This window comes from Trinickia sp. EG282A (genome assembly GCF_040965455.1).
Taxonomy (GTDB): domain Bacteria; phylum Pseudomonadota; class Gammaproteobacteria; order Burkholderiales; family Burkholderiaceae; genus Trinickia; species Trinickia symbiotica.
Window position 1 is genome coordinate 712,649 of sequence record NZ_JBFRCC010000004.1, and the last position, 26,911, is coordinate 739,559.

A 26,911-nucleotide genomic window follows, 5' to 3' on the forward strand; every position below is an offset into this window, starting at 1 on the left:
CACTCACTACTCAGCGGGAAAAGTGTGCGGCTACATCACCGGCAATCCCCGGAAACGAAGCACAAATGGAAGGCCAGATCAACCGTTATTGATGTCGAAGACCACCAAGCATCAAAGAGTAGTTCCCTTCGCGACACCGCAGCGCATGCATTGAAGTACCGGCCCGCTATGCCGAACGGATGAATTCTCGGGTGCAAAACGCATCATGGTTCGGCTTGTCACGTTTCACGGTCACCGCGGCCTCAAGGCGTGGTTGGCGCCGGAGTCTCCGCGTGGGCGTCGAATCGAGTTCTTGCGTCCTCTATGGCAAGACGATTCTCTCGTCCCCAAGACGAGAGGCTCTTCAACGGCGCGATCAGCGAGTATCCGAGGTCCGTGAGTTCGTACTCGACCTTGGGCGGAATCGACGGATAGACAGTGCGGGTGACCAGGCCATCACGTTCGAGGCCACGTAAGGTCAACGTGAGCATCCGATGTGAGACGCCCCCCATCGTCCGCAGGATGGTAGTGAAGCGTTGTGGACCGCCCGATAAAATGCCCACGACGAGTACGGTCCATTTATCGCCGATCCGATCCAGTACCTGAGCCAACGCCCGACACTCGGCCCGAGTTTCATCGTCCGCCTCAAGAATGCGGACTGTTGATGGTTTCGCGTTCGTCATTAGCCCCCACCGCTTTGCCCTCAAGGAACATCTTTGTTACCGCCGCACCTTGTTGTGCGTTCTTGTCAATGTATGCGACATCAAACATAGTGTCACGAACGATTTGTTCGTTTCGAGTTAGCGGACAAATCGTGCAGGTGGCGGCTTTCCCGGCTACATCCCCGCGCTTGACGCGCAGGCGTCGTCCGATAGTGAACTCCGTCAGCAGACTCTTCATCAATCAAGAAATCATCACAGCCCCCATGAGAAAAGTTCTACACCTTGATACCAGTATCCAAACGAGCAATTCGGTCAGTCGGCGACTATCGGCCGCAATCGTGGCGAAATTGACGGACCATAATCGTAGCCTCGAGATTGTCTATCGTGATCTCGCAGCGAATCCCCTGCCGCACTTGACGGAGCCGGTGTTCGGAGCGCTTGTCTCTTCGGCAGATATCTTGCGACTTTCCGACGAACAGCAAAGAGACGTCGCCGACAGCGCCCGGGCGCTTTCGGAATTCCTCGATGCCGATACGGTGGTGATCGGGGTGGCGTTCTATAATTATTCGATTCCCAGTCCGCTGAAGGCTTGGGTCGATCGCATTGTGGTGGCCGGTAAAACCTTCACCTACGGAGAGGACGCGGGACCGGTCGGGTTGGCGGGCGGAAAGCGGGTCATCGTCGCTATCGCCCGGGGTGGAGTTTTTGCCGACGGGTCGCCGAACGCTGGACGCGAGCACGCAGAACGCTACCTGCGCGATATCTTCGCGCTCGTTGGCATTAACGACGTCGAGGTTGTCGTGGCTGAAGGATTGGCACTGGGGCCGGACGAGAGTTCCCTCGCGGTGCGCAGGGCGCTGGACGGCATCGAATCCATCAACGTGGCACGTTAGGTCGGTGAAACATGTGAATTAGGCCTATCAGCGAAGTCGTTGCAGATGCGTAGCATGCAAAGGAAAGCACCTAGTCCAAAGGGCCTGCGAAGCGGTGCTAGTGATGTTCCGACCGATGAAACCTTGTTCCAGAGGGCGGAGCATAAGCCCGGCAAACTGAGCTGCAAAGCCAGAGGCAGGTTCGTTTCTTCGTAAAGTTAAAAACGCGTTTCCATACGCGGCTTAAGATCGTCTTTCTCGCCGCGTGTCCTGCATTCTGACGGGTCCATGCGGACAAGGGAATTGGGTTCCCGTTGTCCCGCGGTGCGAATCGACCCTACTTGTTCCGAATGGAGACGGGCGCGAGAAACCGTACTTCTTTGTCGGCAATCAGGTCCCTGGTCGCATCGTCGTAGGCGGCTCGATACGGCTTCTGAGGTTGCTGAGCGAGCCATTCCTCCTGGGAGCCGTTCCACACTTCGAAGAGAACCAGTTCGTCGGCCGCGCCAGGGTCTTCGCTGAGCACTGCGCTCACGAATGTTGGTTCTTCGGCCATCGCTTGCATCAGTTCGTCGAGATGCGGCACGAACAAGGGTTTGGTACCGGGAGCGAGTTTGAATCGGACGTAGAGAGATAGCATGGTATGTTCCTCGGTGTTCGCTTTGTAGGTGATGAGCTCGACGCGAGGCTGGCGAAGAGAACTTTGTCGAGCGGTTGACGGGTGGGACTCGCAAAGAGGAAGACGGCCGCTGACGTGTGGTTGCGGCCGTCTGGATACTGGTCGCGAATTGCTGCTTAGTCTTCGAACTGGCGAATCGTCGCGTTGTATGCGCGCATCGCCATTTCTTCCAGCGGGAGTTTGCGCTCGACTTCGGAGAGGATCTCGACACCCCAAGGACCATCAAAGCCAGTTGCCTGCACGGCTTTGATGAAGCCCTTAACATCGAGGACGCCTTCGCCCGGCAGGCGACGCTTGTGGCAGGTGTCCATCCACAGCGGCTCGATCGCATAGCGGTCCGCATCGTCGAGCTCAATGCCCTTGATGAACTCGGGCTTGATCGTCGCGATTTCCTCGAAATCGATGTTGCCGCGCGAGAGATGCCAGATGTCGAGCAGGAGTCCTGCATTCGCCTTGTTGGCGCCTTCAACGATTGCCTTACCGGTCTCGATCGTCCGAACGTTGCTGAACGGCATGATTTCGAGCATGACTTGCGTACCGCGCTTCTCCGCGTCTTCGGCCAGCTTGCCGAACTCTTCGACCATGAGCGGAACATTTGCGGTTTCTTCCCCGATGCCGGGGCCGACCTTGACGATGCGCGCGCGCAGTTCTTCGGCGGCCTTGAGGTAGTAGTAGCGCATGCTGTCAGACGTGCGACGACGTTCGCCTGTCTGGTACCAATCGACGAGGAACTCGAACTCGACGTGCTTGATGCCGTTGGCTTCGAGGATGTGTCGCATCTCGGCAAAGCCGATCTTGTCGGCAGTCGCGTAAATGTCGGAATGGATGAGCCCGATGCCTGACCATCCGGCCTTGGCGGCAGCCTCAACGCGATCCTTGAAGCTGAACGGACTGATCTCGGTGGGACCAAATGGATAGACGTCGCCGGACAGCGTGAAATAGGCTGCGACGAGTTCAAAATTGGACTTTGACATTTCGACTCTCTCGATGGGGAACAGGTGGGTGGCGAGATGAAACCGGTCACCATGAACATCACTATCGCGTAGAAACCCGGGCCGATAAACACATCCGCGTTCCACTAAATGTAGAGATTTGTTCTACACGGGCCGGTGGCGGTGAGGTTGGGCACCCTCGAATCCGATTGTTAGCCTCGGCGCATCTGATCGATGCGCTTGCAGCACATTTTTCCGCTGCGAGGAAATAACTTTTCGTCGGACCGCATTTTTCTTTCAGCCTGCGCCCCTTACTGTTGCCTCGAAAACATCAGAAACCAACACACTCAATTTCGGGTGTGGTCCAAAAGGAGACAACTCATGATCATCCGCAATCGCGTTCTCGCTGGCGTCGCCCTCGCAACGCTGGTGACGTCGTTGAGCACCGTAGCGAGCGCAGCAAGCCAACCTCGTGTCACACTGCTCATGCCGACCCAGAGCGTCGAATACTGGGCGCTCTACATCAAGGGCTTCAAGAAGGAAGCACAAGCTCAGGGCATCAACCTCGATGTGAAGGTCACGAACTACGACGCCAATGAACAGGCCACGCAGGTCGAGCAAGCCCTCGCACAAAAGCCGGATGTCATCGTGCTCGTTCCGGTCGACTCAAGCGCGATGGTCCCGTCGATTCGCAAAATCGACCAGGCGAAGATTCCGCTCGTGATTTCCAATTCGATGCCGGATCAGAAGTACTCCCGGTACTGGAAGGTGTTCACCGGGCCGAACGATATCAGCAACGGTCAGGCCGCAGCCAAAGCTATGATCCAGGGCTTCAAGGATAAGGGCTATGGTGCGACCGGCAAGGTGATCGTCATCAATGGGCCGATGGGCACGCCGCCGCAGCTCCAGCGCTACCAGGGGTTCGTCGACCAACTGAAAAAAGATGCACCGGGAATTCAGGTCGTGGGCGCTCTTCCGGGCGACTGGGACGCCGTCAAGGCGGGCGCGGCCGCTTCGGCACTGTTCACCCAGTACAAGGACGTGAAGGGCGTCTACACCGAAAACGACGCACAGCTGCGAGGCACCGTTACCGCGGCCGAACGTCTTGGCCTCGATCCTTCCAAGCTTGTGCTCGTCGGCCACGGCTGCGACCAGTCAGGCGTCGACCTGATTAACGCCGGCAAAGCATACGCCGATGTCGAGCAGTCTCCTTTCGACGACGGCGCGTACGCCGCCAAGGCTGCAAAGGTGCTGGCTACCGGCGGCACCCCGCAGGCGCTCCAGTATCTGCCGAACCCGATCGCGACGAAGGCGGACCTGAAGGTCTGCTATTCCCAGCAGAAGTGATCGGCAGTCGAGGCAGTAGTCGATTCTGCCTCGCGCGCTCCAGTCGTTTCGGCGATCGCGGCACGACGTGCGGCGATCGATATTTGGAGGTTTGGATGAGACGAGAGATTGGTGTCGGCGTGATCGGAACAGGATTTATGGGAAAGGCGCATGCGCTTGCGTACCGTGCTGTTCCGAACGCCTTCCCGGAGTCGGTGCGACCGCGTCTTGTCGCGGTGGCAGACGTCAATGAAGCAGGCGCGCGACAAGCCCAGGAGCAGTTCGGATTCGAGCGGGCAACGACGGACTGGAAATCACTGCTCACAGACGACGCAATCAAAGTGATCTCCATCACGACGCCGTGCAGCCTCCATCGCGAGATGGCGCTTGCGGCGATCGCAGCTGGCAAGCATGTGCACTGTGAAAAGCCTATCGCCCCTTCGGCAACCGACGCACTGGCGATGGCCGAGGCCGCCTCGGGGGCAGGAGCCGTGACGCAGGTCGGGTACAACTACATCAAGAATCCGATGCTTGCTCTTGCGCGCCGAATGATCGCCGATGGCGAGCTTGGCGACATTACCAGCTTTCGTGGTGTGCACGCCGAAGACTACATGGCGGACCCCGAAATTCCTTACGGCTGGCGAGTGGATCCGGAAAACGGCGCGGGTGCGCTCGCGGAGATCGGCAACCACATCATCGGGCTGTCCCGCTTCCTTCTCGGGCCGATCGAGGAGGTGACCGCGCGGCTCGAGACCGTAAACAAGACACGGCCGGTTGCACCTGGCGCGCACGAGCGACGCCAGGTCAAGGTCGACGATATTGCCCGGCTGATGGTCACGTTTGCGCGAGGCTGCTCAGGCACTCTCGAAGCGAATTGGGCCGCGACCGGACGCAAGATGCAGCTTGAGTTCGAAGTCTATGGGACCAGGGGAGCGCTCGTATTCTCCCAGGAGCGTTTCAACGAACTCCACTTTTACCGCGGCGGCGACGATCCACGTACCTCCGGATTTACCCGTATCGAAGCGGGGCCGGCACACCCGCCATATGCCAATTTTACGGTCGCAGGCGGCCACCAGATCGGGTTCAACGATCTCAAGACCATTGAGATGGCAGGATTCCTCGATGCGATTGATCGAGGGGGGCGGGCGTTTCCCGATTTCCAGGAGGCGTGGGAGATCCAGCGCGTCGTAGACTGCGCCATCAAGTCATCGGTCGAAGGACGTTCGATCGCGATCTGACGAAAAACGAATGCTCCAGCGTTTAAGCGGCTTCCGGCGAGGGGCTTCACCGGGGCCGTTTTTTTTGAGCCCGAAATGCGTCACAAGGACGATGACGATATTTCCGCGGGGAGGAAATATCATTTTTCCGCCCGGCATTTTTCTTTTGAAGGCGACGAAATAACCTTTTCGTCAACAACAGCGAAACCGCGGCAGCGGTCCACCAACACGGAGACAACGTCACGCCCTAACCTGGGCGCAACGCATCCCACCGACAGTTCTCCCTGTGGTTCCGCACCTCCTGATGACCGCACGCGCCCGTTGGGCCAGGCTTGTCGACACGGGATAGCAATCCCTTTCGGAGCTTACGCGCGACCGCCCCGTTCTGAAGGCGGTGCCGATCCGGGAGTGATTGGCGGTACGTGATGTTGCACGCAATAAGGTGGATGCAGGACGATAGGTGGATCGGCGAGGCGACAGACCGATCCTCCATTGGAGGAAGACAATGCTACAAAACCCGACCAGCGGCAGCGCTGCCGTTGAAACGTCGAGCTTGCTCAGCGCCCGAAACCTCACGAAGCACTACGGCGGCGTGAAGGCACTGACCGGCGTAAGCCTCGAACTCGCGCCGGGTGAGATCCACGCCCTTTGTGGCGAGAACGGCGCAGGCAAGAGCACGTTCATCAAGATCCTCGGCGGACTTGTCGAGCCGGACGATGGCTCGGTTACCGTGGATGGTCAGCAGCTCAAGCTCGGCCATCGCACCGATCCCAAGCTGATCTCGATTGTTCACCAGGAGCTCGCGATTGTCCCCACGCTCTCGGTGCTCGACAACATCCTCCTGGGCGGTGCGGACCAGCGCGAGATTTACCTGCGGGGCCGCTACCGTGACACGGTTCGAGCGCATCTCGATTCGGTTGGACTTTCCCACGTCAAACTGGACAGTCCGGCCTCGCGACTGAGTCTCGCTGAGTGCCAATTGATCGAGATCGCGCGCGGCATGTCTCGGCAGGCAAAGGTCCTGTTGCTCGACGAACCGACTGCCACACTTTCGGACGCCGAAATTGTGCGTGTGTTTGACGTTGCACGACGTCTGCGGGATCAGGGGACGGCGCTGATTTTCGTCAGCCATCGACTCGATGAGGTCTTTGCCCTGACTGACCGGATCACGGTTTTCCGGAACGGTCAGCACGTCGTCACGAGCAAGACCGCAGACATGACCACCGGCGAGGTGGTGAAGGCGATGATTGGCCGTGAGCTCGTACGTCATCCGATCAAGGCCATAGAAGGACGCGCATCCCTGCTGCCGCGCCTGTCTGTCACAAATCTCAGCGTGGACGACAAGCTGAAAGGCCTCAGCGTCGATGTCGCGCCTGGCGAGATCGTGGCGGTCGTCGGGCAGCTTGGATCCGGGGCCGAGACGGTAGTCGAGGCGCTTGCCGGACTGCGTGGCGACGTCTCCAAGTCTGTGAAGCTCGACGGTGAGGTCGCAAAGATCGACAGCGTGCGAAGCGCCCTTCGTTGCGGAGTCGGTTACGTGGCCGAGGACCGGGCCGACAAGGGCGTGTTTCTTGACGCTCCGATCGGTATCAACATCACGGCATCGGTAATGTCGAAATTCAGCCGCGCCGGCGTCATGCTGCGGGCAGCAGAGGCCGCGGAAGCGAGGCGTCTCGCCGGGATGTTTGCGATAGACGCGAAGCGACTGCCGCACGAGGTTTCCACCCTGAGCGGCGGTAACCAGCAGAAGGTTTCGCTCGCCAAGGCGGCGGCGCTCGCGCCGAAGCTCCTGCTGCTGAACGAGCCGACGCGCGGTGTCGATATCGGGGCGCGCAGCGAAATCTATTCGACCCTGCGGAAGATGGCGGACGACGGTTTGGCCGTGGTTTTCTACTCGACCGACCTTGAGGAAATCCTCGAACTCGCGGATACGGTGGTGACGATTTTCCGAGGCCAGATGGTTCGTCGCAAGCCGCGACACGAGATCGATGGCGATACGGTCCTGCATGACATCGTCGCGGGTGGGGGCGAAGCGGCGGGTGGCCACGCTTCGTTCGGAACTCAACGCGTGGAGGCTGGCCATGCATAAAACTGCTCTTAAAACCGCTATGCAGGCTTCTCCTACATTCTATAGGCGCTGGGCTTCGGCTCTGTTCGGCAGCACGAGTATTCATGCGGGCTCCATCCGCGTTGCAACGCTATTGCTGATCATCGTTGCAGCGGGCGCCGTTCCTCACTTCACCGAATTCGGCAACGTCCAGTCGCTGATGTACTCGGTTGCCGCGGTTGGAGTCGGTGCAGTCGGGATGGCGCTCGTCACACTTAGCGGCAATCTGTTCATGCTCTCGATGGGCGCGACGGCTGCGGTGTCGACGGTAATGTTCGCTGCATTGATCCACCTCGGACTCGGCGTAACCGTTCTCGCCGTCGTTCTTGCTGGTCTCGCAATGGGCATTGCGCAGGGCGCCGTCATCGCGCTAGGCCGTGCCAATCCGATCATCACGACGATCGCAACTTCTTCCATCATTCTCGGCGCGGGCGTGCTCTATACCGGCGGCCTTACCATCATCGGAGATGGCGATGCAACCTGGCTTGGTCAAGGCAAGCTCTCTGGCTGGTTGCCGACCCAGATCATCGTGCTCGCCGTTTTCGTGATTATCGGGAGTTTCATACTCCAGAAGACGCGTATCGGACGGGAGATCAGGCTCATTGGCATGCGTTCGGAGGTTGCTCGAATCGCGGGTCTGCGCCTGATGGCGGCCACCCTGTTCTGCTACGGATTCGCAGGCGCGGCAGCGGCGCTTGCCGGGTCGCTCATCGCATCGTCGTCGGCGCAAGGCAATCTCACTTACGGAGTCGACCTAGACTTCAACGCAATCGCCGCGGTTCTGGTCGGCGGTATCTCGATCCGGGGCGGACGCGGACAGATCTCGGACGCGGTTACCGGTGCGATCTTCCTCGCTGTGATCAGTAACATCCTGCTCGTTAGCGGCGTGAGCTACGAGTATCAATTGGTCGTCAAAGGCATGGTGGTGCTGGGGGCGGTCGTGTTCGGTGCGTTGCTCGCTCGTCTCGGGCCTGGCAAGAAATAAGCGGAGAGCGAAATGAATCAATCTCAACGTCTTCTGAATCTTGTGATTCGTTCGATCCTGCTAATCGGCATGCCCGTGTACTTTGGCCTGACCGTCGATCACTTTTTCTCAGCGGCCAACCTGTACGCGATTTTCCAGGCTTTCGCCTTCCTCGGCATCGTAGCGCTGGGCTTGTCGGTGACGATGGTCGCTGGTGAATTCGACCTCAGTGTGGCGGCGCTTGCGACCGTCGCGGGCTTGATCACCGTGAAGTTTGGCGGCGATAGTGCGGTGCTTGGCCTGGTATATGCCGTCTGTTTCGGGATCGCGGTGGGCGTCGCGAACGCGGCGCTTTTGCCCTGGCTTGGCGTCTCGTCGCTTGTCACAACCGTCGGCTCGATGATGTTCCTCACGGGAGTCGGTTACTGGTTAGCGGGCGGGCGCGTCCTGAGCTGGGCGAATCTCGATGTGAGCGACTTCCTGGATCAGAACATCTTTGGCATCCTCTCCCCGCGTAGCCTGATTACCATCTTCTGCTATGTGGTCGTATCGCTGTTTTTGCGATACACCACGCTCGGTCGGGACATCTACGCAGCGGGTGGACACCGGAAGGCTGCCGTCCAGAGCGGCGCGCGCGTCGGTACAGCACTGACCGTAGGCTTCGCAATCTCTGGCAGCCTTTCTGCGCTCGGTGGTGGTCTGCTGTCGCTCAGCCTTGCCACCGCGTCTGCAACGATGGGTAGCAATATCCTGCTCCAGGCGGCGTCGGCGGCGATTGTGGGCGGCGTGGCACTTGAGGGGGGAATCGGTTCGCCGCTCGGCGTCGCAGTCGGCGTGTTGATTCTCACGGTGCTCAACAACGGACTCGGTCTGCTCAATGCGACCTCGACCCAGATCCTGCTGGTCAATGGTCTACTTCTTCTAATGGTCGTGCTGCTCGACGGCCGTCTGGGCAGCGTGCTGGCCAGTCCGTTGGCACGCGTTGCCCGGGCCCGCTCCGCGAAAGGCACGAGCGCCTGACGGACCGCGAACCGGCGACTGTGAGAATGCCAGCGTACTTCAAAGTATGTCGGCATTTTGGTTTCGAAGGTACTCGTGCGTCAGAGAGTCGGCGAACCAAAGGTGTAGTGCTGATAATGCATTTTAGGGGGCAAACGTCATCCAGCGCTTCTCGTGTCGCCATATCGTCAACTCCTGGTCGACAGCCTTGCAGCACGAATGCCCACGTGCCACGCGAAGCGCTGCCACCCGGAAGAGAGACAGGGGATTTTTCCGGCGCCCGGAAATGTCATTTCACCCGAGCGCATTTTATTTCCGGCAACGAAGCTTTAACTTTGTCGGGAAGACGCTTGCAAGAGCGCACACCGGAGACATTTGAAATGCGCAATATCAACGAAGACACCATCACGCTCGCCGTGATCGAATCCTTCGCGAAGTGCGAAGACGCACGTCTGCGAACGATCATGACCAACCTCGTACAGCACCTTCATGCTTTTGCGAGAGAGGTGAAACTGACTGAGGCTGAGTGGTTCAAGGCTATTTCATTTCTCACTGAGGTCGGTCACATCACCGACGACAAACGCCAGGAATTCATCCTGCTTTCCGATACGCTTGGCCTGTCCATGCTGGTGACGGCTCAGAACAACAGCAAGCCGGCCAATTGCACCGAGGCAACGGTGTTCGGGCCGTTTTTTCTCGAAGGGGCTCCGGTCTATAAGAACGGCGACGACATCTCGAATGGCGCACATGGCGCGCCGTGCTACGTGAAAGGCCAGGTCCGTGGCGCAGATGGCGAAGTTGTGCCGAATGCGTGGCTTGACGTGTGGCAGTCGGACGAAGACGGCTATTACGACGTCCAGACGCAGAGTGGCGACGGGCCGACGGAACATCGTGCTCGCGGGCGGTTGCAGACCGATGCCGAGGGAAATTTCTATTTCCGATCGATTCTCGCCGAAGCTTATCCGATTCCTCACGATGGGCCGGTCGGCCGCATGCTGACCGCGACCGGACGCCACCCGTGGCGCCCCGCCCATCTGCATTTCATGCTTCAGGCGCCCGGCTACGAGACGCTGATCACTCACGTGTTCCGGGATGGCGATCAGTATCTCGATTCCGACGTGGTCTTCGGTGTGCGTTCGTCCCTGATTGCAGACTGGGTTCGTCACGAGCCCGGGATCGCACCGGACGGCAAGGTATTCGACGTACCGTGGTACACGCTCGACTACGATTTCGTCCTCAATCCATCGGAGGCAATCGCATGATCCGGCATATCGTGATGTGGCGTGTACGCGGTGAAACGGAGGCTGAGCGTGCGGCAATGTCGGAGCTTGTGAAGACAAGTTTCGAAGGGCTGCGCGGTCGAATTCCGGGGATGAGCCATCTTGAGGTCGGCATCGACTCGAGCGGGGTCGACTACGCATGCGACGCAGTTCTCGTGACCGAGTTTGAGTCCCGTGAAGCGTTGGACGCGTATGCGTCTCATCCTGAGCATCTGCGTGTCCGGACGGAACTCGGCGACCTGCGGACCGCACGGTTCCAGGTCGACTATGAATTTGATGCTGCCGCGATTCGTACGGTGGAGGCGGAGTCCGCACATGCAAAAGCTTGAATTTGTATATCAGGCACGACCGGGCCGTGTAGTTTTCGGCGCGGGTAGCTTACAGCACCTCGAGCGTGAAGTCCTGGAACTCGGAGCGCAACGTGCACTCGTTCTCTGCACGCCGGAGCAGCGGGAGACTGCCGAAATGGTCGCCGCGAGGCTGGGTGCACGCACGGCAGCTGTCTTCGACAAGGCTGTGATGCATGTGCCAATTGAACTCGCTCGCGAAGCACGTGCGTTGGCCCGGGATCTGAACGCCGACTGCGCCATCGCCGTCGGCGGAGGTTCCACGGTCGGCCTCGGGAAGGCGATCGCGATGGATTCCGGTCTTCCCATTCTCGCGATTCCGACGACCTACGCTGGCAGCGAGATGACGGCGATCTATGGCATTACCGAGGGCGGCCTGAAGAGGACCGGAACGGACGTCAGAGTGCTTCCGAGAACCGTGATTTACGATCCCGACCTCACGGTCACATTGCCGGTCGGGCTCTCCGTAACCAGCGGCATCAACGCCATCGCACACGCAGCAGAGGCGCTGTATTCGCGCGACGCGAATCCGGTTATCAGCCTGATGGCCGAAGAGGGCATCGCATCGCTGGCTCGTGCGCTGCCAGGCATCGTTGCGAACTCCACCGACATCAATGCTCGTTCGCAGGCACTGTATGGCGCATGGCTGTGCGGGACGACTCTGGGTAGCGTAGGAATGGCGCTACACCACAAGCTATGTCACACGCTGGGCGGGAGCTTCAATCTCCCACACGCGCAAACCCATACCATCGTGTTGCCGCACGCGCTTGCGTACAACAGGCAGGCTGCGCCCGACGCGATGACCCGCATTGCGCGCGCGATCGGAGCAGACGATGCAGCCATCGGCGTCTACGAACTGGCGAAGGCCAACGGCGCGCCGGTCGCGCTGAAGGATATCGGGATGAAGTCCGAGGACGTAGAAAAGGCAGCGGAAATCGCCAGCTCGAATCCGTACTGGAATCCGCGGCCGATCGAACGTGAAGCGATCCACGCCTTGCTGCAGGATGCGTTTGACGGAGTTAGCCCGCACTAGGGTGCCACAGGCCGGCATCATCCCGCGCCAGCGTTGAAGTCGCGCATGAGCATGTCGGCCGTTTGAATCTCTGGAGGTGCAGTATGCATTTCACTGTCTATTGTCTTGACCACGACGGAGTCGTCGAGCGCCGGCTCGAACACTACGACGCCCACAAAGCCTATCTGCAGACTTCACCGGTGAAGACCTTGATCTCAGGTCCGCTGACCAAAGCGGACGGAACGACGATGATCGGTAGCTTCTTTCTCTATGAGGCAGAGGAGATCGCTGACATCGAGGCATTCGTCAAGGACGATCCGTTCAACAAGGCGAAGATCTGGAAGTCGATCGATATTCGGCCATTCATAAAGCGCGTGGATAACCGTTAGCCATGCCTTGAACGCTGAACGGGGCTGGAGCACGTTACTCGCCCTTGGCCGGCTTGGATAAATACGATTTTGGCGCTTCTCGCATCTGAAGGATTACTGAAAAAACAGGAGACGACAATGGAGACGGGACTTGACGGAAAGATCGTCCTGGTAACGGGCGCTGCGAAGGGCATCGGCCGCTCAACGGCCGTTGCGTTCGCGAGGGAGGGCGCGCGACTATGCCTGGTGGATATCGATGGCGGCGCACTGGAGGAGGTCCAGGCAGAACTTCGAGCGATGGGAAGCAACGTGAGCATCGCTCAGGCCGACCTCTCGAAAGCCAACGGCGTTCAGGAAGGGATTGATGCGGCGCTGCGGCCGTATAGCGGGCAGGTCGACGTGCTCGTGAACAATGTTGGCGCGGGCAAGGTGCGGACGTTCGAGGAACTCTCGGACGAGGACTGGGATTTCACCCTCAACCTCAATTTCATGAGTTATGTGCGTGCATGCCGCCATCTGCTTCCCGCACTGCGCGCGCGGGAGAAGGCAACGATCGTCAATAACGCATCGGACCTGGCGCGACAGCCGGAGCCGGTTCCCATCGATTATTCGGCGTCGAAGGCGGCTGTACTTGCCTTGACTAAGGGCCTGGCGCGTGCGGAGGCGCCCCGGATCCGCGTCAATGCGGTTGCCCCCGGGCCCGTATGGACGCCGTTCTGGACCAAGGAAGGTGGCTTCGCGGACACGATGGGCAAGTTCCACGGCATGGAGCCGCGTGAAGCCGTGGAGCATGAACTCTCCCTGCGCCAGCTCCCGTTGAACCGTCTGGGTACGCCGGAAGAGGTGGCGAACGTGATCGTGTTCTTGGCCTCAGACCTCGCTTCGTTTGTAACGTCGGCGGTGTGGGGCGTCGATGGCGGCAGCATTCGAAGCCTCATCTGAGGACGAGGGCGCGCGCAGCCGCAGAGCCGGAACGGCTGTGGCGGGCGTTTCCGCGCCGTATGAGGGTAACCGAAAGGTACAGGAGAGGACATGTCTGGATCGTCAATGTCTACCCAGGACCGCACCATTCTCGCGGAGGCGCTTGCCGTGCTGCTGAGGGAGCGCAGCTACGCACATCGCCTGGCGATCGAAATCGCAGCGGCGCGCGGAGAGCAAGGGCCGGATATCTCGGAGTATGGTGTCGTGGATATCCTTCGGTTGAGCCGGGAATTTGCACCAGATGGCCTGAACAGGCCGGAGCATCTCTACGTTCAGAAGTTGCTGCAACCTACGTGCGCAGGTTCGCCATCGCGCCGAAGGAATGTTGCTACCTCCGGAAATTGACTTTGCAGTAAATAGCGCGTCGCACAGGCGCGTAGATGGAAACAGGAGACTTGTATGTTGCGAATTGCTGTCCTAGGTGCGGGTCGCATCGGAAAAATCCACGCTGCAAACGTGGCAGCAGACCGTCGTCTTAAACTCGTAGTTGTTGCCGATCCCAACGAGGCTGCGGCTGCAGAGCTGGCGAGTTCGCTCGCCTGTGATTTCAGCCTCGACTGTGGGGCAGCGGTCGATCGCGAAGACGTTGATGCAGTCATCATCGGCACGCCGACAGACACACATATCGACCTCACCTTGCGTGCTGTACGGCTCGGAAAACCCGTTCTCTGCGAGAAACCGATCGACCTCGATATCGATCGGGCGCTCGCCGCAGTGGAGGAGATCGAGCGACTGCAGGGCAAGGTGATGCTCGCTTTCAACAGGCGCTTCGATCCTGACGCGATGGCCCTGAAAAAGGCAATCCGTGATGGCGAGGTGGGTGATGTTCGTCAGGTCGTCATCACGAGCCGCGACCCCGGCCTTGCGCCGCGCGAATATCTTCGCCACTCTGGCGGCATCTTTCGCGATATGACCATTCACGACTTTGATACCGCGCGCTGGCTGCTGGGCGAGGATCCGGTCGAGGTCATGGCGATGGGTAATCGTCTGGTCGATCCAGGCCTTGAAGAGATTCCCGACTTCGACAGCGTGATGGTACTGTTGCGCACGGCATCCGGGAAGCAATGTCACATCAATAACTCGAGACAGGCTGCCTACGGCTTCGATCAGCGCGTGGAAGTGTTCGGTTCGAAGGGCATGGTTCTGAACGAGAATCATCGCCCGTCGAGTTTGCGTCGCTGGACCAGTGGCGCGACCGAGGCGCGCGATCCGCTGCTCAACTTCTTTCTGGAGCGGCACGCGGATTCGTATCGTGTCGAGCTCAACGCCTTCATCGACACACTGCAGAGCGGCACCGCAATGCCCGCGACTCCACGCGACGGCATCAGGGCGCTTCACATCGCCAATTGCGCGCTCGAGGCGGCGCAGAGCGGCCGCACAGTCCGGATCTGAAGGCTGAGACCGCGGGTGCACGGCGAAGCCGGCGTCCGCGTCACTCGTTGAGAAAAAGTTGACAACCGCCCGATCTGCGCCCTAAATGGAGAAGGCGCTTCTCCGATAGGCATTCTCATGGCGCAACCGGAATCCTTCAGCGGCGTTGCGATTTTCGTAGCCGCTGCCAAATCGCGCAGCTTTACGGACGCTGCGGACCAGCTCGGGCTGACCAAGTCGGCCGTTGGCAAGTCCATTGCCAAGCTAGAGGAGCGCCTTGGCGCCAAGCTTTTCCACCGGACGACGCGCAGCATCGCGTTGACCGCGGATGGCGAGGCTTACTTTGCTGCTTGCTCTGCGGCGCTGGACGAAATTTCAGCGGCCGAAGCTGCCTTGGGGCCAGGACAGCAACGACCGGTGGGCCGCCTTCGCATTGATATGCCTGCGGCGTTCGGTCGACGGGTACTGGTTCCGATCCTTCTCAAGATCGGCCGGGAGCACCCCGATCTTCAGTTCACAATGACCTTCTCCGATCACATCATAGACCCGATCGAGGAGGGCGTTGACCTCGTCGTGCGATTTGGAGAACTGCAAAGTTCAAGTGGCCTCGTCGCGCGCCGCCTGACGAGCCAGAGGATGGTCATCGCGGCAGCCCCAGAGTATCTCAAACGGCGCGGTACTCCAAAGACGGTCGATGACCTGCAGCATCATTCGTGCATTGTGGGGTATCGCAGAGGGCAGCCGCTTTCATGGCGGGTCAACACAGATGGGGAATCGCGGCGCATCTCCCCGCCTCCGACTCATCAGATAAGTGACGGCGATACCATTATCGACGCCGCGTTGTCCGGACTCGGAATCTGCCAGATGCCGATGTCGCTCCTCCGACCGGGCTTGGACGATGGAGCACTCGTATCGTTGCTCGACAAGGTATCGAAGGACCTCATCGACGTGCACGTAGTCTGGCCGAAGGTGGCGCATCTCCGGCCAAAAGTCCGACATGTTGTTGATACGTTGGTTGGGCTGGCCGCAGAAGGGGCCCTCGACTGATCAGTAGTTTCCGTTTCGGCAAGTGCGCGAAGAGATTCAGGGGACGACGATGTTCAAACCGGTGGACGGCACGGCGCGTCCACGGACTCTTTATCGCTTGCTCGATCAGGGACCGCATCGACGCGCGCCTTCAAATGGCCAATTCCGCATTCCTTGACGAGGTGCGCAAAGACGTGCGCAGGGATAGCTCGAGTCACAGATGATATGGAATCCAAAAGAAAGATGGCCAGCTTCGGCTCGCGACAAAAGAAACTGATGCGAGATCAAGCTCGTGGCTCAATTTGCGAGCCGAATTCTACATACAGGCGAATTGAAGTGCCTTTACCGTCGGGGCGCTCTGTTGCATATTGCTCAGTGCGGGTCCAAAAAACCAGCCTGATCCTGTCGATCACACAAAACGAGAGACGAATGGACGTTGGTCGCAGTTGAATCGGTCGTGCAGAACACGGATCGTTTCGGCCGCTTCTGACAGACCACGATGCACCGTCACTTATCGAACGACGCGAAAAATCCAGCGCGATCGTTGCCGTCAAGGGGACTGCAAAGCAGAGTGGTGAGAATCAAAATGCATCGTCAGATGCGCGCCGCGTCTTTATCGAGACGGGGGCGGTTCTGACGGACGGTGTGGATTAGTCCAGATATTGCCTTGCCCCGGAACACGCCTGCCGGGAAGGCAGTCAGCTGAAAGCGCACTCATGAGTGGCCGATGTGCTTCCCTGGCGGGCCGCGCGCCACCAGCGGAAGAGGGATTTTGGCTCAGCTGAGTGCGCCTTGCGTCAAGGGGACCGCGAGGGGGAATCGACTGTGTTCAATCGAAAAAAGATAAATCTTTCCAATCTTAAAGTCGCGCACCGCCTGGGAATCGGGTTCTTTCTCGTCTCAGCACTTCTGGTGATAGTCGGGATGTTCAGCGTTCACCGAATGTCCCAGCTGGAAGTGACACTATCCGAAATCACGGACGTGAATTCGGTCGAGGCAAGCGTAGCAACAGCGGTTGACGAGACTATTTCAACCCGCGCGCTGGTGCTTCGTAATCTCATCCTGTTTCAACCAGATCAACAGGACCAGATTCAGATCGAGTCAAAACGGTTTGACGACGAGACGGCGGCTTACGAGCGCAGCGTCAGGCAGCTCGATGCCTTGTTCAAGCAGCCTGGCACCATAGAAGAGAAGAAGACCTTGCTCGAAGAGATCCGGCAGCTCGGAGAACAGGCTTCGCCACTCATGCAAATGACTCGACAACTCGCCGCGGGAGGGGCAGAAAGGCGATGCGTACTATCTGCTGCGCAGCGAGCTAAGTCCTATTCAGGACAAGTGGCAGGCGGCTGTGCGCAACCTGCGAGCACTTGAACTCAGGACGAATGGTTCGCTGACGAAGGAAGCAAAGAATTCGTATGCTTCAAGCCGTATGGCGATATTGACCCTCGCGCTGCTTGCCCTGATGACTGGCATCGTAGCTGCGACGCTGATCACGCGAAGCTTGCTGAAGCAGCTGGGCGGCGAACCTGGCGACGCGGCAACCGCGGCTGGACGCATTGCAGCAGGCGACCTGACTTTTGATGTGAGGACGAAGCCGAGCGATAGGACCAGCCTCATGCGTGCGATGAAGACGATGCGAGACGGACTTGTCTCGACTGTCGGGCAGGTACACGCTTGCGCGAACACGATCGCAGCAGCCTCTGGGCAGATCGCGAGTGGCAATCTGGATCTTTCGTCGCGCACAGAGGAGCAGGCGGCATCGCTGCAGGAAATCGCCGCGACCATGGAACAACTGGCTACAACCGTCCATCGCAACTCCGATCATGCTCGTCAAGCCAATGACCTCGCCACAACCGCTTCGCGCGTAACCAACCGTGCCGGAGCAGTCGTAGCCGATGTGGTGCAGACAATGGGCGCGATCGATGGCGCATCGCGGAAAATTGTGGAGATCATAGCGGTCATCGACGCCATTGCTTTTCAGACCAACATTCTTGCGCTGAACGCCGCTGTCGAGGCTGCGCGTGCCGGGGAGCAGGGAAGGGGGTTTGCTGTGGTGGCTTCGGAGGTGCGTAGCCTTGCACAACGTTCCGCGACGGCAGCGAAGGAGATCAAGGCTCTCATCGGTGGCTCCGTTGCTCAGGTCGCTGAGGGAAACCGCCTGGTTAAGGAGGCCGGTGAAACGATGACTGAGGCGCTCGAAAGTGTCAAAAGCGTCACGCAGGTTATGACGGAAATCATGGGGGCGAGCGAGACGCAGGCCAACAGCATCGAGCAGGTCAATCAGTCGCTGGCACAGATGGACCAGGTGACACAGCACAACGCGTCACTGGTCGAACAGGCCGCAGCTGCCGCTGCGGCGATGCTCGAGCAAGCGGATTCGCTGGTGCGGGCCGTCAGCGCCTTCAAACTGATGCGCCAGGATGCGTGATGCTCAATCTGCGGACCCGATCGATCATCGGGTCGCACGATTGGGGCGCCGTAAGCGTTGCTCGAGTACCGTCTAGACCGATAGCGCCAAAGTGGAGACAGTAGGCCCCACGAAACATCGAATGCATCCGAATTCTCGAACTCCGGCATCGGATCGGCAGCAAGCCGCGACGAAGGAGTATTCAACAGCCTGCTCAAGGAGTGACGTGATGGACGCAGACCCGCCGAAGAACGATAGGCCTTCCCAGCAGGAACTGCTAAGGCAGACGATGGACGAACTTGGACTGACGCGTGAGCAGTTGTGCAGTCGGCTATGCGTCACGCTTGGCAGGGTTGACGGATGGCTGCTTCCTGCAGACGATCCGAACGCGAAGGCGATGCCGGAGACCGGTAAGGTGTACGTTCGCGAAGTACTTAAGCTGGACCGAAAGCGGCTGTGAATGCCCGATCTAAGGACTTTGGCCATCGGTCCCCGTGGGATGAAAGGGAGCTTTCTTCTGAACGCGGTCCCGCTCGCGCAGAAGGGACCGAAACGTAAGTCGCGATTTGGGTTGGCGGTACTGCGGATGCCTAAATCGGCCGGCGGTTAACGTGGCTCCTTTCCGAACGCGCGAGACGTGATCCAAACCTTGCCTTGCTTTGATTACTTTTCTCCGCCTGAATACGGGAAGCAATGAGGAGCTTTCACGGCCGGCGCAGATCGCCACTGCTCTGGGGAGATCTGGCCGCCACCGGTGCCGGCTAGATGATGATTCGGGACTACTGAGCGAGGTATCCGCCGTCAATCACCAGTTCGCTTCCGGTGACAAACGACGCTTCGTCGCTCGCCAGAAACACACATCCTGCCGCGACCTCGTGAGGCGTGCCCATTCTCCCCATGGGAGTACTGGCAATGATGCCGGCATTCATATCGTCTGACTGTGCTTCGACGAGTGGCGTTCGAATCAGTCCTGGATGCACGGAGTTGACTCGCACATTCTCCGGCGCGTAGGTGACTGCGGCATTCTTCGTCATGTTGCGCACGCCGCCTTTCGCTGCGTTGTACGCTGCCGCACCCGGAACGCCTACGTTGCCCCAGATCGACGAGAAGTTGATGATCGAACCTTGCTTTGCTCGGCGCATGAACGGCAGCACCGCCTGCATGCCCAGGAAACTCCCGGTCAGATTGACTGCGAGCACGCGTTGCCAACTTTCGATATCAGTGCCATGCACGGGTTCGTAGCATGCCACGATGCCGGCGTTGTTGACGAGTACATCGATGCGACCGTGGACCTCTATGATCTCGGCCACAGCGCGCTGCCAGTCATCGTTGGACGAGACGTCGAGTCGGACAGGCTTGACTCCCTCCGTTTGCTTGCCGGGTTGCACATCACCGGCAAAAACGACAGCGCCTTCGCTTGCGAATGCTTGTGCGACAGCGAGGCCGATGCCTTGCGCAGCTCCGGTCACGAGTGCGACTTTTCCTTTAAGACGATCCATTTTCTGTACTCCGATTCAATTTGCCAAAGCTCCACGGGAGAGCGACGACCTTCGCGTATTGGTTATGAAGATCGAAAGGCCGCGAGGCCTGCATTTCACGAGGGCATGGATACGAGAATCTTGAGCTTGGCGCTGCCTGGGGCGAGCAGCGCGTCGAAGCCATCCTCTTTAACGCGTTGCATCGATACCTCTGCATCGACGACCTTCTCGACCGGAAAGTGGCCACTTCGCATCATCGAAAAGATGCGTGGCCAGATCGTAAGTGGGTAGTTCAGCGAGCCTCTGATTGTGAGGTCCTTGACCGTCCAGCGGAACGGGTCGACTTCGACCTTGCCACCCATCAGTCCGACCTGAACGATGACACCCTGAGAGCGCACAGCGTCCACGCAAGTGTTGAACGCCCGACCGCTTCCGGAACACTCGATAGCAGCGTCGACACCAAGTGATTCTGGTGTCACTCCGCGGACGTGCGCAGCGACGTCGGCCGTGAGTGGATCGAGCATCGTGACGCCAATGCCCATTGCGTGGATGCGCTCCCGCCGCTTCGCATTTGGCTCGCTGATGAAGATGTTTGCTACTCCGGCTGCGCGCGCCGCAAGGGCAGCCATCGCTCCAATCGTTCCTGCGCCGGTGATTAAAAGGCTATCGCCAGGCCGGACATTCGCGCGGTCGACCGCATGCACGCCAACGGCGGCGGGCTCGACCAGTGCGCCTTGGCGGTCGCTAATATCAGGTGGGAGCCGGATTGCGTTGGCTTCGTTAATGACGGCACGTTCGGCCATCCCTCCCCACGGCCAGCTCAGGCCAACTACAGAAGCGTTCGGCCCGAGAAATGGAAGGTTTCTGCGCCCGAAATAGTCATCCCGTGGCCCGATCTGCGGCTGGATCGATATGCGGTCGCCCGGCGCAACGGTGGAAACCGCATCACCGACAGCTAGGACTTCTGCAGAAAATTCATGGCCCAGGATCTGAGGGAGTGCCGCGCCACTGTACGGATTCGATTCAGTGGACGTCCACGTTGGACCGTGGTCGTATTCGTGAAGGTCGGTACCGCAGATTCCGCAGAACGTTGGTCGAACGAGCACCTGGTCACGCTCGAGTTCGCCTGGCCCATCCACTTCATCAATGCGCAGGTCGCGCTTTCCATGGAAGCGGACTGCTTTCATCAATTTCCCCTATAGTTTGTACGACCAAGGAATGCGTTGGTTTCGAATCGATGCGATTCGAGTGTCGCCAACCGTGGGCGATCGCTGCCTACGTGGTTGGCTTGGCCAAACGGTATAGAGCGGCCGCGAGAAAACCGATTGAGAAAGATGTGTGCGTTCAAGATATGTCTCCTTGCCTTCGCGGGCATGCGCTGTCCCGGTCCGGGATGCGCAATTTTTTACGTATAGAGTATGACTGCCATCGCGATAGAAACATGCGCGAGGCCGAAATCATATTTCCTGCAGGTGGAAGAATCCGACCAGCATCGCGACGGTTGCTCGTTCCATTCGATAGCTCACGCCGCCGGCATCAAGCGGCAAAGGTCATCCAGCGCTGCTCAAGCTTTAGCCTTTTGACACGTTCGACCAGAAAGTCGGTGAAAACTCGGATTTTTGCGGGTTGGTGGCGTCGACTCTGATAGGCGAGGTTGATCGTCAGACGCGGAAGTTGCCAGTCTTCGAGAACGGGAATCAATCGCCCTGACACGATATCGTCGTGAATGATGTAAAGCGGCTGGACGACTATGCCCAGGCCGGCATGGCCCGCAGCAACGATCACCTGGCCTTCATTCGAGTCCAGTGTGCTTGTGATCGAGACATTGGACTCCTCCCCGCCGCGTCGAAAATGGAGCGAATACGGATCCGCTGCCAGGTTGTAGACGAGTATTTTGTGCTGCTCGAGATCTTGCGGCGTTTCGGGGCGTCCATGTGCGGCGAGATACGAGGGCGACGCCGCGAGCACGCGTCTGGTCTCGGCCAGGCGGCGGATCGTGATTCCAGAGTCACCTTCGTGCTCTTTTGTCCGGATCGCTATGTCGATCCCAGCCTCTATGAAGTCACGATACTGGTTAGCCGCCACAATCTGTACAGTCATATTGGGATAGCGCTGCAGGAATTCCGGCAGGGCCGGGGCGATGTGCATCATCGCGAACGAAACGGAGCTGGTGACACGGAGAACACCTCGTGGACTCAGTGCTTCCTCTGAAGCGATCGAGTCGGCTTCGTTCAGTTCGGTGATGACCGCGCTACAACGACGGTGATATTCACGGCCCGCGTCGGTAAGCCACATCCGGCGAGTTGTACGTTCGATCAACCGCGCACCAAGGCGCTCCTCGAGGGAGCTTAAGGTTCGACTCGCCGCGGCGTTGGACATATCGAGTTGCTCTGCCGCCTTCGACAGACTTCCGAGATCTGCTGTCAGCACGAACAGCTGCAGTTGTGTCCAGCGGTCCATGGTCTCCCTCGTCTTGCATCTCACGGAAGAATCGACAGGGATTCTTCCATCCGCTTGACGTCACTATCGCGCAGACTTTCCAATCGATAAACACACTGCGACTCGCCACTTTGTCGACTTTTTCTCTCCAACACTACCGACCCACGCAGTTCTTGTCTCATTGCAAAGGACGAAGGAGTACGGTGCAGCGACGGGGCGCCGAGACGGTCGCGTGCAGAAGGATTAGGCAGGTAGGGGGCAAAGAACGCGTCGCAGGCTGCTGCTGCGTTGGCGCCGGCAGCATCGTGGCGCTGAGCGCTGTCGCGGCGTACTATCGGCGTCAGTATGTCTTGGAGGCCACAGGTTGGGGTTCATCTCAGGTGCGACTTGATGGGGTCTCGGCGGCGTACAGATACGACCGCAAGCGGGCTTCCACGTCGTAAATGCGGGCGCCGATCATGAACTCGTCGACCTGAAAATGTTCGGCTATTTGAAGAAGCCCGCGCCTGACCTGTGATCGTGTACCAAGGACCGCGCAAGCAAGCTCTCGCCCAAGGCCTTCGCACTGGTGCCTATGCGTCCACCACGGTCGGACTGATCCGCTTCGGGTACTTAGGCTCCGCTGCTTCTGGTTGACGCAGCCACGTGCGGATCGTGTTGCGCGACAACCCCGTTCGCCGTGCGATCTCGCGCAGCGGCACCTTCTCGCGGAAATGCAGTCGCCCTGCGCGTCGGCCGTATAGAGCCAGGCAGCGAGGGCCGCCTGGCTGCGCCGCCGCACCTATGCGTCCTTGTCGGCACCGCTCAGCTTGCTAATAAGGAGCGCGATAAGGATGATCCCGCCCGTCGTAGCACTGATCCAATAAGCAGGGACTTGCGCGAGAACCAAGACATTCTGAATGAGGACAAGTAGTAGCACACCGCCACAGGCACCCGCAATGGTCCCGCGCCCGCCGTTCAGACTGACTCCACCGAGAACCGCCGCAGCAAAGGCGTTGAAGATCAAGTTCTGCCCAAGGGAGGAAGGAATCGAGGCGATACGCCCTACCTGAAGAAGCCCTGCCAGCGCCGAGAGCACGCCCGCCACAATGAAAACCCCGATCAAAACCCGCTCGACTGGGATACCTGCAACCCGGGCGGCCTGAACATTGCCACCAACGGCATAAAGCATCCGGCCGACGCGGTGGCGAGACATGAACAGACTAAGTAGGACCAACAGGCCCAAAGCGATCAAAAAGGAAGCCGGGATCGAGAGAATGCTCGCCTGCCCCGGCGCTGTGATCGAGACTGGAAGATCGTAAAGAGTCTGACCACGGGACACGCCCAGATCGACACCGCGCAGCAAGATCAGAGTGGCCAAGGTCGCGATAAAAGCGTTGAACTTCAGGTACACCACAAGAACACCATTGAATGCTCCGATCAAAGCTGCCAACGCGAAGACGGCAAGCAATGCGAGGACCGGGGAGTTGACCAGTCCAAGGCCGCCTCCGTCCACGTGCAGAAATATGAACACGCCCACCATTGGCGCCAAGCCGAAGGTCGACTCGAGCGAAAGATCGAACTTGCCGGCGATAAGCACCAGCGTAAGACCCATCGTCAGAACCCCGAGCTCGCTGGCCTGCTGCAGTACGCCAAACAGGTTGCCGAACGACAGAAATGCTGGGTTCAGAAGGGTTCCGACAACCATGACCACAGCGAGAACCGGGAGGATTGCCCATTCTGGCCGGAAAAGGCCACCTACCGATCCCGGAAGCGCCCTGATCGCAGATCGTGAAGTGAATTGCATGCTCTTTGTAGAGCCAAGTTTGGCATTATCAATCATACTTCCCTCCGATTAGGCTCAAGTCCTTCCATAGCTGCGACAAGTTCATCCTCGCCGAGTCCTGTACCTTCGGTCACGCACCGTCCTCGAACCCAGACTTGAACCCGATCGCAAAATCTAAGTTCTTCGGGTTCGTCGCTAACTAGAATGACCGCCAACCCCTGCCGCCTACGCTCCTCGACGCTTTCAAGAATTGTTGCCTTCGACGCGATATCCACGCCGGCCGTCGGATGTAGAAGAATCAGCACCTGCGGAGTCGTACTCAAAGCCGCTCCGAGCATAACCTTCTGCTGGTTGCCACCACTCAGTTGCCCCACTTTCTGGGTGACCGACGAACATGCAACACCCAGTTCGTTCGCACTTTTCTCCGCGAACCGGCGCCTAGCACGGGCATCAATAAGTGCGCCGCGAGAAAGCTTCCTGAGGTTTGGAAGCGTGATGTTGTCCTCTATTGAGAGATTTGCTACCAGCCCTGTCTGGATTCGATCTTCCGGGAGCAACGTGATCCCGTGTTGAATTGCTGTGCGTGGGTTCCAACGAGATGAAACAGGGTTGCCCTTGACAGTCAGATCCCCCGTCCACCGCGAATAGTGGCCCGCGAGCGCCAGAGCCAAGTGTCGAGTTCCCGAGCCCGAATGACCTGCCAAGCCAACGACTTCGCCCGCGCGAAGCGTGAGGCTGAATTCCTCTTCGCAAACATCGGCTTTAAGCTTGGCCGAAAGCACCACTGGGGCGCTAGTCGGGATCGGCACACGCGCACTATGCTCTCCGGCCGCAAGCGAGCTACCCAAATCTTCGTCACCTACCATGGCCGAAACTATTTGCGATGTGTTCAACTCGCTGGCTCGTCCATGCAGCACGTCTCGACCGTTCCGAAGTATTGAGACCGCATCACAAACTCGGGGCACCTCATCGAGGTGATGCGAGATGAACATGAAGGTCACCCCGCGCTCCCTCAACTGATTTACTCTTGTAAGCAGGTGGTCTATCTCGCTCGAAATCAACTGAGCAGTCGGTTCGTCCAGAATAACAAAGCGCGATCCCTGGGACAGCGCCCGCGCGATCTCGACCATCTGAGCCTCTCCGACGGTCAAGTCGGATATTCGCGTCGTAGCACGGATCGGAATTTCCCAGCTTTCCAAGTCTTCCGTGGCCTTCTTCCTTAGCTCAGGCCAGGAGATGAGTGCATGCTCCTGGTAGCGCCCGAGATAGAGGTTCTCCGCAACGCTGAGATGGGGAACCAAAGTGCGGTGTTGATAGACGCAAGCAACACGCTCTCTCCAGGCCTTGCGATCACGTCGAGAAGGCGTCGGTCGTCCATTCAGAAGATACGTCCCGGAATCGAGAGAGATAAGACCAGTAAGCAGAGCCACCAATGTCGATTTGCCTGCTCCGTTGCGACCAATGATGCCGTGCGACTCGCCCTCCCTGATCGTGAGCGAAAGATCGTTAAGTGCGACAGTTCGCCCGAATCGTTTCGTTGCACCTTTGATCTCGACGATCGCGGGTCTAAGCTCTTTGGACGCGACGATGGTTTCGGCAGAGCGAGTCAGTTGTGTCACTTTGCGTTACCCCAAAGGTTGGGATCGCTAACATTAGCCTTGGTCACGACCGGAGAAGGAAGCTCATCGACGAAATACGAGCCGGACTTCACCACGGTGCTGTTGTGGTCGGTCGGGCCCGCCTTCATGGCGACACCATTGAGAGCATCTTGTAGATACTTGGTGCCGTACTTCGCGTAGTCGGTTACTGGCTGGGAGATCGTAGCGTCCAGATATCCGTCGCGAATGGCCTGCAATGCACTCGCCCCACCATCAATCGCTACAACCGGTATGTGACCCGCCTGGCCAACCGGATGCAAACGACCTCGCGACTTCAGTGCGGCCGCCACCGGATCATAGTAGAGAGTGTCGGTCGCTAGATAGATGCCGACGATGTCCTTATTACCGCTCAGAATGGTGGAGACGACGTTCGCGGCCGTTGGTCCGTCCCAGTTCGCCGTTTGCTCAATAATCTTGATATTAGGAGCCAGCTCAGCGAACTTCTTGTCGAAGCCGGTCGACCGGTCCCGCCCATTGGTCGTCGTGAGGCCGCCTTGAATTTCGAGAATTGAGCCGGATTTGGTCGTCAACGCGGCGGCTAGCGCTTCGGCAGCCTTCGCACCCATGGCGACGTTGTCGGCCCGGACGACGGCGTATACGTTCCCTTGGGCAGGCTCGTCATCAACGACCACAACGGGAACACCGCGACTCTTGGCGTTGTCGAGTGCGGGCTTAATTGCAGCTCGATCGACGACTCCGGAAAGTATCGCGTTGCCTCCCGCAGTGATAAGGTTTCCGAAATCTGTGATCTGCTGGCCAGCGTCGCGGTTCGCGTTCGTGGCCTGGACCACCTCGCCGCCTAAAGAGCGGGCGTCGCTGGTTGCAGCCTTTACCAGGACGGTAAAGAAGGGCGTGTTTAGCGTCGGCATCGACAAGCCGAGCTTAAGCTCCTTGCTCTCGGCGGGACTGCTACCGCATGCAACTGCTACTGCCGCGGCTGAAAGCATGCTAGAAAGCACTAACCTACGATTGAATTTCATGTTCTCCTCCTGTCGTTGTATTTCCTGGTGGTTGCGCAGTTTGCCAAGGACCTCACCGGAGA

27 protein-coding genes and 1 pseudogene are annotated in these 26,911 nt (G+C 58.9%); 17 read left to right on the forward strand and 11 right to left on the reverse strand.

Annotation, left to right across the window (positions count from 1 at the left end):
- Window positions 1–242: 242 nt before the first annotated feature.
- Together AB4Y31_RS22455 and AB4Y31_RS22460 are read right to left on the reverse strand one after the other, a co-directional pair.
- Window positions 243–662 (reverse strand): winged helix-turn-helix transcriptional regulator, encoded by a 420-nt coding sequence (locus AB4Y31_RS22455; RefSeq protein WP_368675842.1) that lies wholly within the window; start codon window positions 660–662, stop codon window positions 243–245.
- Window positions 625–879: a hypothetical protein gene (locus AB4Y31_RS22460; protein WP_368675843.1), complete on the reverse strand. Its 255-nt coding sequence runs from the start codon at window positions 877–879 to the stop codon at window positions 625–627. Before AB4Y31_RS22460 ends, AB4Y31_RS22455 begins: the two co-directional genes overlap by 38 nt.
- Window positions 880–904: 25 nt before the next feature.
- Between AB4Y31_RS22460 and AB4Y31_RS22465 the strand changes: the two genes are divergently transcribed.
- Window positions 905–1,534, forward strand: coding sequence for an FMN-dependent NADH-azoreductase (locus AB4Y31_RS22465; RefSeq protein WP_368675844.1), 630 nt, complete (start codon window positions 905–907; stop codon window positions 1,532–1,534).
- A gap of 316 nt (window positions 1,535–1,850) precedes the next feature.
- Here AB4Y31_RS22465 and AB4Y31_RS22470 read toward each other — a convergent pair whose 3' ends face one another.
- Window positions 1,851–2,153, reverse strand: a complete 303-nt coding sequence (locus AB4Y31_RS22470; protein WP_368675845.1) for a putative quinol monooxygenase — start codon at window positions 2,151–2,153, stop codon at window positions 1,851–1,853.
- Between the two features lie 155 nt (window positions 2,154–2,308).
- A complete protein-coding gene (locus tag AB4Y31_RS22475) occupies window positions 2,309–3,166 on the reverse strand; it encodes a sugar phosphate isomerase/epimerase family protein (RefSeq protein ID WP_368675846.1) in 858 nt (285 codons plus the stop codon).
- Between the two features lie 339 nt (window positions 3,167–3,505).
- Between AB4Y31_RS22475 and AB4Y31_RS22480 the strand changes: the two genes are divergently transcribed.
- From AB4Y31_RS22480 to AB4Y31_RS22555, 16 genes are all read left to right on the forward strand, one after another.
- Window positions 3,506–4,471 carry a sugar ABC transporter substrate-binding protein gene (locus tag AB4Y31_RS22480; RefSeq protein ID WP_368675847.1) on the forward strand — a complete coding sequence of 322 codons (966 nt, stop codon included), beginning with the start codon at window positions 3,506–3,508 and terminating at the stop codon, window positions 4,469–4,471.
- A 95-nt stretch (window positions 4,472–4,566) separates the two neighbouring features.
- A complete protein-coding gene (locus AB4Y31_RS22485; protein WP_368675957.1) occupies window positions 4,567–5,688 on the forward strand; it encodes a Gfo/Idh/MocA family protein in 1,122 nt (373 codons plus the stop codon).
- Window positions 5,689–6,259: 571 nt separating this feature from the next.
- Window positions 6,260–7,756, forward strand: a complete 1,497-nt coding sequence (locus AB4Y31_RS22490; RefSeq protein WP_368675848.1) for a sugar ABC transporter ATP-binding protein — start codon at window positions 6,260–6,262, stop codon at window positions 7,754–7,756.
- Window positions 7,749–8,759 carry an ABC transporter permease gene (locus AB4Y31_RS22495; RefSeq protein ID WP_368675849.1) on the forward strand — a complete coding sequence of 337 codons (1,011 nt, stop codon included), beginning with the start codon at window positions 7,749–7,751 and terminating at the stop codon, window positions 8,757–8,759. Before AB4Y31_RS22490 ends, AB4Y31_RS22495 begins: the two co-directional genes overlap by 8 nt.
- A gap of 12 nt (window positions 8,760–8,771) precedes the next feature.
- Window positions 8,772–9,758 carry an ABC transporter permease gene (locus tag AB4Y31_RS22500; protein ID WP_368675850.1) on the forward strand — a complete coding sequence of 329 codons (987 nt, stop codon included), beginning with the start codon at window positions 8,772–8,774 and terminating at the stop codon, window positions 9,756–9,758.
- Between the two features lie 359 nt (window positions 9,759–10,117).
- On the forward strand, window positions 10,118–10,999 hold the full coding sequence (locus AB4Y31_RS22505) for an intradiol ring-cleavage dioxygenase (protein WP_368675958.1): 882 nt from the start codon (window positions 10,118–10,120) through the stop codon (window positions 10,997–10,999).
- On the forward strand, window positions 10,996–11,346 hold the full coding sequence (locus AB4Y31_RS22510; RefSeq protein ID WP_368675851.1) for a Dabb family protein: 351 nt from the start codon (window positions 10,996–10,998) through the stop codon (window positions 11,344–11,346). The genes AB4Y31_RS22505 and AB4Y31_RS22510 overlap by 4 nt, the downstream gene beginning before the upstream one ends.
- Window positions 11,333–12,397 carry a maleylacetate reductase gene (locus tag AB4Y31_RS22515; protein WP_368675852.1) on the forward strand — a complete coding sequence of 355 codons (1,065 nt, stop codon included), beginning with the start codon at window positions 11,333–11,335 and terminating at the stop codon, window positions 12,395–12,397. Before AB4Y31_RS22510 ends, AB4Y31_RS22515 begins: the two co-directional genes overlap by 14 nt.
- An 83-nt stretch (window positions 12,398–12,480) precedes the next feature.
- Window positions 12,481–12,765, forward strand: a complete 285-nt coding sequence (locus AB4Y31_RS22520; protein WP_133188019.1) for a YciI family protein — start codon at window positions 12,481–12,483, stop codon at window positions 12,763–12,765.
- 69 nt (window positions 12,766–12,834) lie between these two features.
- Window positions 12,835–13,686: an SDR family NAD(P)-dependent oxidoreductase gene (locus AB4Y31_RS22525; RefSeq protein WP_368675853.1), complete on the forward strand. Its 852-nt coding sequence runs from the start codon at window positions 12,835–12,837 to the stop codon at window positions 13,684–13,686.
- A 105-nt stretch (window positions 13,687–13,791) separates the two neighbouring features.
- A complete protein-coding gene (locus AB4Y31_RS22530; protein WP_368675854.1) occupies window positions 13,792–14,070 on the forward strand; it encodes a hypothetical protein in 279 nt (92 codons plus the stop codon).
- Between the two features lie 54 nt (window positions 14,071–14,124).
- Window positions 14,125–15,117, forward strand: coding sequence for an inositol 2-dehydrogenase (iolG, locus tag AB4Y31_RS22535; RefSeq protein ID WP_368675855.1), 993 nt, complete (start codon window positions 14,125–14,127; stop codon window positions 15,115–15,117).
- 117 nt (window positions 15,118–15,234) lie between these two features.
- A complete protein-coding gene (locus AB4Y31_RS22540; RefSeq protein WP_368675856.1) occupies window positions 15,235–16,143 on the forward strand; it encodes a LysR family transcriptional regulator in 909 nt (302 codons plus the stop codon).
- Window positions 16,144–16,842: 699 nt separating this feature from the next.
- Window positions 16,843–17,493 carry an MCP four helix bundle domain-containing protein gene (locus tag AB4Y31_RS22545; protein ID WP_368675857.1) on the forward strand — a complete coding sequence of 217 codons (651 nt, stop codon included), beginning with the start codon at window positions 16,843–16,845 and terminating at the stop codon, window positions 17,491–17,493.
- Window positions 17,471–18,550 (forward strand): methyl-accepting chemotaxis protein, encoded by a 1,080-nt coding sequence (locus tag AB4Y31_RS22550; protein WP_368675858.1) that lies wholly within the window; start codon window positions 17,471–17,473, stop codon window positions 18,548–18,550. Before AB4Y31_RS22545 ends, AB4Y31_RS22550 begins: the two co-directional genes overlap by 23 nt.
- 208 nt (window positions 18,551–18,758) lie before the next feature.
- Window positions 18,759–18,989 carry a hypothetical protein gene (locus AB4Y31_RS22555; RefSeq protein WP_368675859.1) on the forward strand — a complete coding sequence of 77 codons (231 nt, stop codon included), beginning with the start codon at window positions 18,759–18,761 and terminating at the stop codon, window positions 18,987–18,989.
- Window positions 18,990–19,308: 319 nt separating this feature from the next.
- Here AB4Y31_RS22555 and AB4Y31_RS22560 read toward each other — a convergent pair whose 3' ends face one another.
- The 7 genes and pseudogenes from AB4Y31_RS22560 to AB4Y31_RS22590 form a co-directional block, all read right to left on the reverse strand.
- Entirely contained in the window at window positions 19,309–20,028 is a 720-nt protein-coding gene (locus AB4Y31_RS22560; protein WP_368675860.1) for an SDR family NAD(P)-dependent oxidoreductase, read from the reverse strand.
- A 95-nt stretch (window positions 20,029–20,123) separates the two neighbouring features.
- Window positions 20,124–21,194, reverse strand: coding sequence for a zinc-binding dehydrogenase (locus AB4Y31_RS22565; protein ID WP_368675861.1), 1,071 nt, complete (start codon window positions 21,192–21,194; stop codon window positions 20,124–20,126).
- Between the two features lie 349 nt (window positions 21,195–21,543).
- The gene (locus tag AB4Y31_RS22570) at window positions 21,544–22,467 is read right to left on the reverse strand and encodes a LysR family transcriptional regulator (protein ID WP_368675862.1); all 924 of its coding nucleotides are present in this window, start codon (window positions 22,465–22,467) and stop codon (window positions 21,544–21,546) included.
- Window positions 22,468–23,024: 557 nt separating this feature from the next.
- Window positions 23,025–23,195 (reverse strand): annotated as a pseudogene (locus AB4Y31_RS22575) (helix-turn-helix domain-containing protein); the annotation flags it as partial.
- A 32-nt stretch (window positions 23,196–23,227) separates the two neighbouring features.
- Window positions 23,228–24,268: an ABC transporter permease gene (locus tag AB4Y31_RS22580; RefSeq protein WP_368675863.1), complete on the reverse strand. Its 1,041-nt coding sequence runs from the start codon at window positions 24,266–24,268 to the stop codon at window positions 23,228–23,230.
- Window positions 24,265–25,830: a sugar ABC transporter ATP-binding protein gene (locus AB4Y31_RS22585; RefSeq protein WP_368675864.1), complete on the reverse strand. Its 1,566-nt coding sequence runs from the start codon at window positions 25,828–25,830 to the stop codon at window positions 24,265–24,267. Before AB4Y31_RS22585 ends, AB4Y31_RS22580 begins: the two co-directional genes overlap by 4 nt.
- Window positions 25,827–26,849, reverse strand: a complete 1,023-nt coding sequence (locus AB4Y31_RS22590; protein WP_368675865.1) for a sugar ABC transporter substrate-binding protein — start codon at window positions 26,847–26,849, stop codon at window positions 25,827–25,829. Before AB4Y31_RS22590 ends, AB4Y31_RS22585 begins: the two co-directional genes overlap by 4 nt.
- Between the last annotated feature and the right edge of the window lie 62 nt (window positions 26,850–26,911).

What these genes read in the sequence shown, in the direction of transcription:
- AB4Y31_RS22455 (WP_368675842.1), bottom strand. Translation starts at nt 662, where the DNA reads ATGACGAACGCGAAACCATCAACAGTCCGCATTCTTGAGGCGGACGAT.
- AB4Y31_RS22460 (WP_368675843.1), bottom strand. Translation starts at nt 879, where the DNA reads ATGAAGAGTCTGCTGACGGAGTTCACTATCGGACGACGCCTGCGCGTC.
- AB4Y31_RS22465 (WP_368675844.1), top strand. Translation starts at nt 905, where the DNA reads ATGAGAAAAGTTCTACACCTTGATACCAGTATCCAAACGAGCAATTCG.
- AB4Y31_RS22470 (WP_368675845.1), bottom strand. Translation starts at nt 2,153, where the DNA reads ATGCTATCTCTCTACGTCCGATTCAAACTCGCTCCCGGTACCAAACCC.
- AB4Y31_RS22475 (WP_368675846.1), bottom strand. Translation starts at nt 3,166, where the DNA reads ATGTCAAAGTCCAATTTTGAACTCGTCGCAGCCTATTTCACGCTGTCC.
- AB4Y31_RS22480 (WP_368675847.1), top strand. Translation starts at nt 3,506, where the DNA reads ATGATCATCCGCAATCGCGTTCTCGCTGGCGTCGCCCTCGCAACGCTG.
- AB4Y31_RS22485 (WP_368675957.1), top strand. Translation starts at nt 4,567, where the DNA reads ATGAGACGAGAGATTGGTGTCGGCGTGATCGGAACAGGATTTATGGGA.
- AB4Y31_RS22495 (WP_368675849.1), top strand. Translation starts at nt 7,749, where the DNA reads ATGCATAAAACTGCTCTTAAAACCGCTATGCAGGCTTCTCCTACATTC.
- AB4Y31_RS22500 (WP_368675850.1), top strand. Translation starts at nt 8,772, where the DNA reads ATGAATCAATCTCAACGTCTTCTGAATCTTGTGATTCGTTCGATCCTG.
- AB4Y31_RS22505 (WP_368675958.1), top strand. Translation starts at nt 10,118, where the DNA reads ATGCGCAATATCAACGAAGACACCATCACGCTCGCCGTGATCGAATCC.
- AB4Y31_RS22510 (WP_368675851.1), top strand. Translation starts at nt 10,996, where the DNA reads ATGATCCGGCATATCGTGATGTGGCGTGTACGCGGTGAAACGGAGGCT.
- AB4Y31_RS22515 (WP_368675852.1), top strand. Translation starts at nt 11,333, where the DNA reads ATGCAAAAGCTTGAATTTGTATATCAGGCACGACCGGGCCGTGTAGTT.
- AB4Y31_RS22520 (WP_133188019.1), top strand. Translation starts at nt 12,481, where the DNA reads ATGCATTTCACTGTCTATTGTCTTGACCACGACGGAGTCGTCGAGCGC.
- AB4Y31_RS22530 (WP_368675854.1), top strand. Translation starts at nt 13,792, where the DNA reads ATGTCTACCCAGGACCGCACCATTCTCGCGGAGGCGCTTGCCGTGCTG.
- iolG (WP_368675855.1), top strand. Translation starts at nt 14,125, where the DNA reads ATGTTGCGAATTGCTGTCCTAGGTGCGGGTCGCATCGGAAAAATCCAC.
- AB4Y31_RS22540 (WP_368675856.1), top strand. Translation starts at nt 15,235, where the DNA reads ATGGCGCAACCGGAATCCTTCAGCGGCGTTGCGATTTTCGTAGCCGCT.
- AB4Y31_RS22555 (WP_368675859.1), top strand. Translation starts at nt 18,759, where the DNA reads ATGGACGCAGACCCGCCGAAGAACGATAGGCCTTCCCAGCAGGAACTG.
- AB4Y31_RS22560 (WP_368675860.1), bottom strand. Translation starts at nt 20,028, where the DNA reads ATGGATCGTCTTAAAGGAAAAGTCGCACTCGTGACCGGAGCTGCGCAA.
- AB4Y31_RS22565 (WP_368675861.1), bottom strand. Translation starts at nt 21,194, where the DNA reads ATGAAAGCAGTCCGCTTCCATGGAAAGCGCGACCTGCGCATTGATGAA.
- AB4Y31_RS22570 (WP_368675862.1), bottom strand. Translation starts at nt 22,467, where the DNA reads ATGGACCGCTGGACACAACTGCAGCTGTTCGTGCTGACAGCAGATCTC.
- AB4Y31_RS22580 (WP_368675863.1), bottom strand. Translation starts at nt 24,268, where the DNA reads ATGATTGATAATGCCAAACTTGGCTCTACAAAGAGCATGCAATTCACT.
- AB4Y31_RS22590 (WP_368675865.1), bottom strand. Translation starts at nt 26,849, where the DNA reads ATGAAATTCAATCGTAGGTTAGTGCTTTCTAGCATGCTTTCAGCCGCG.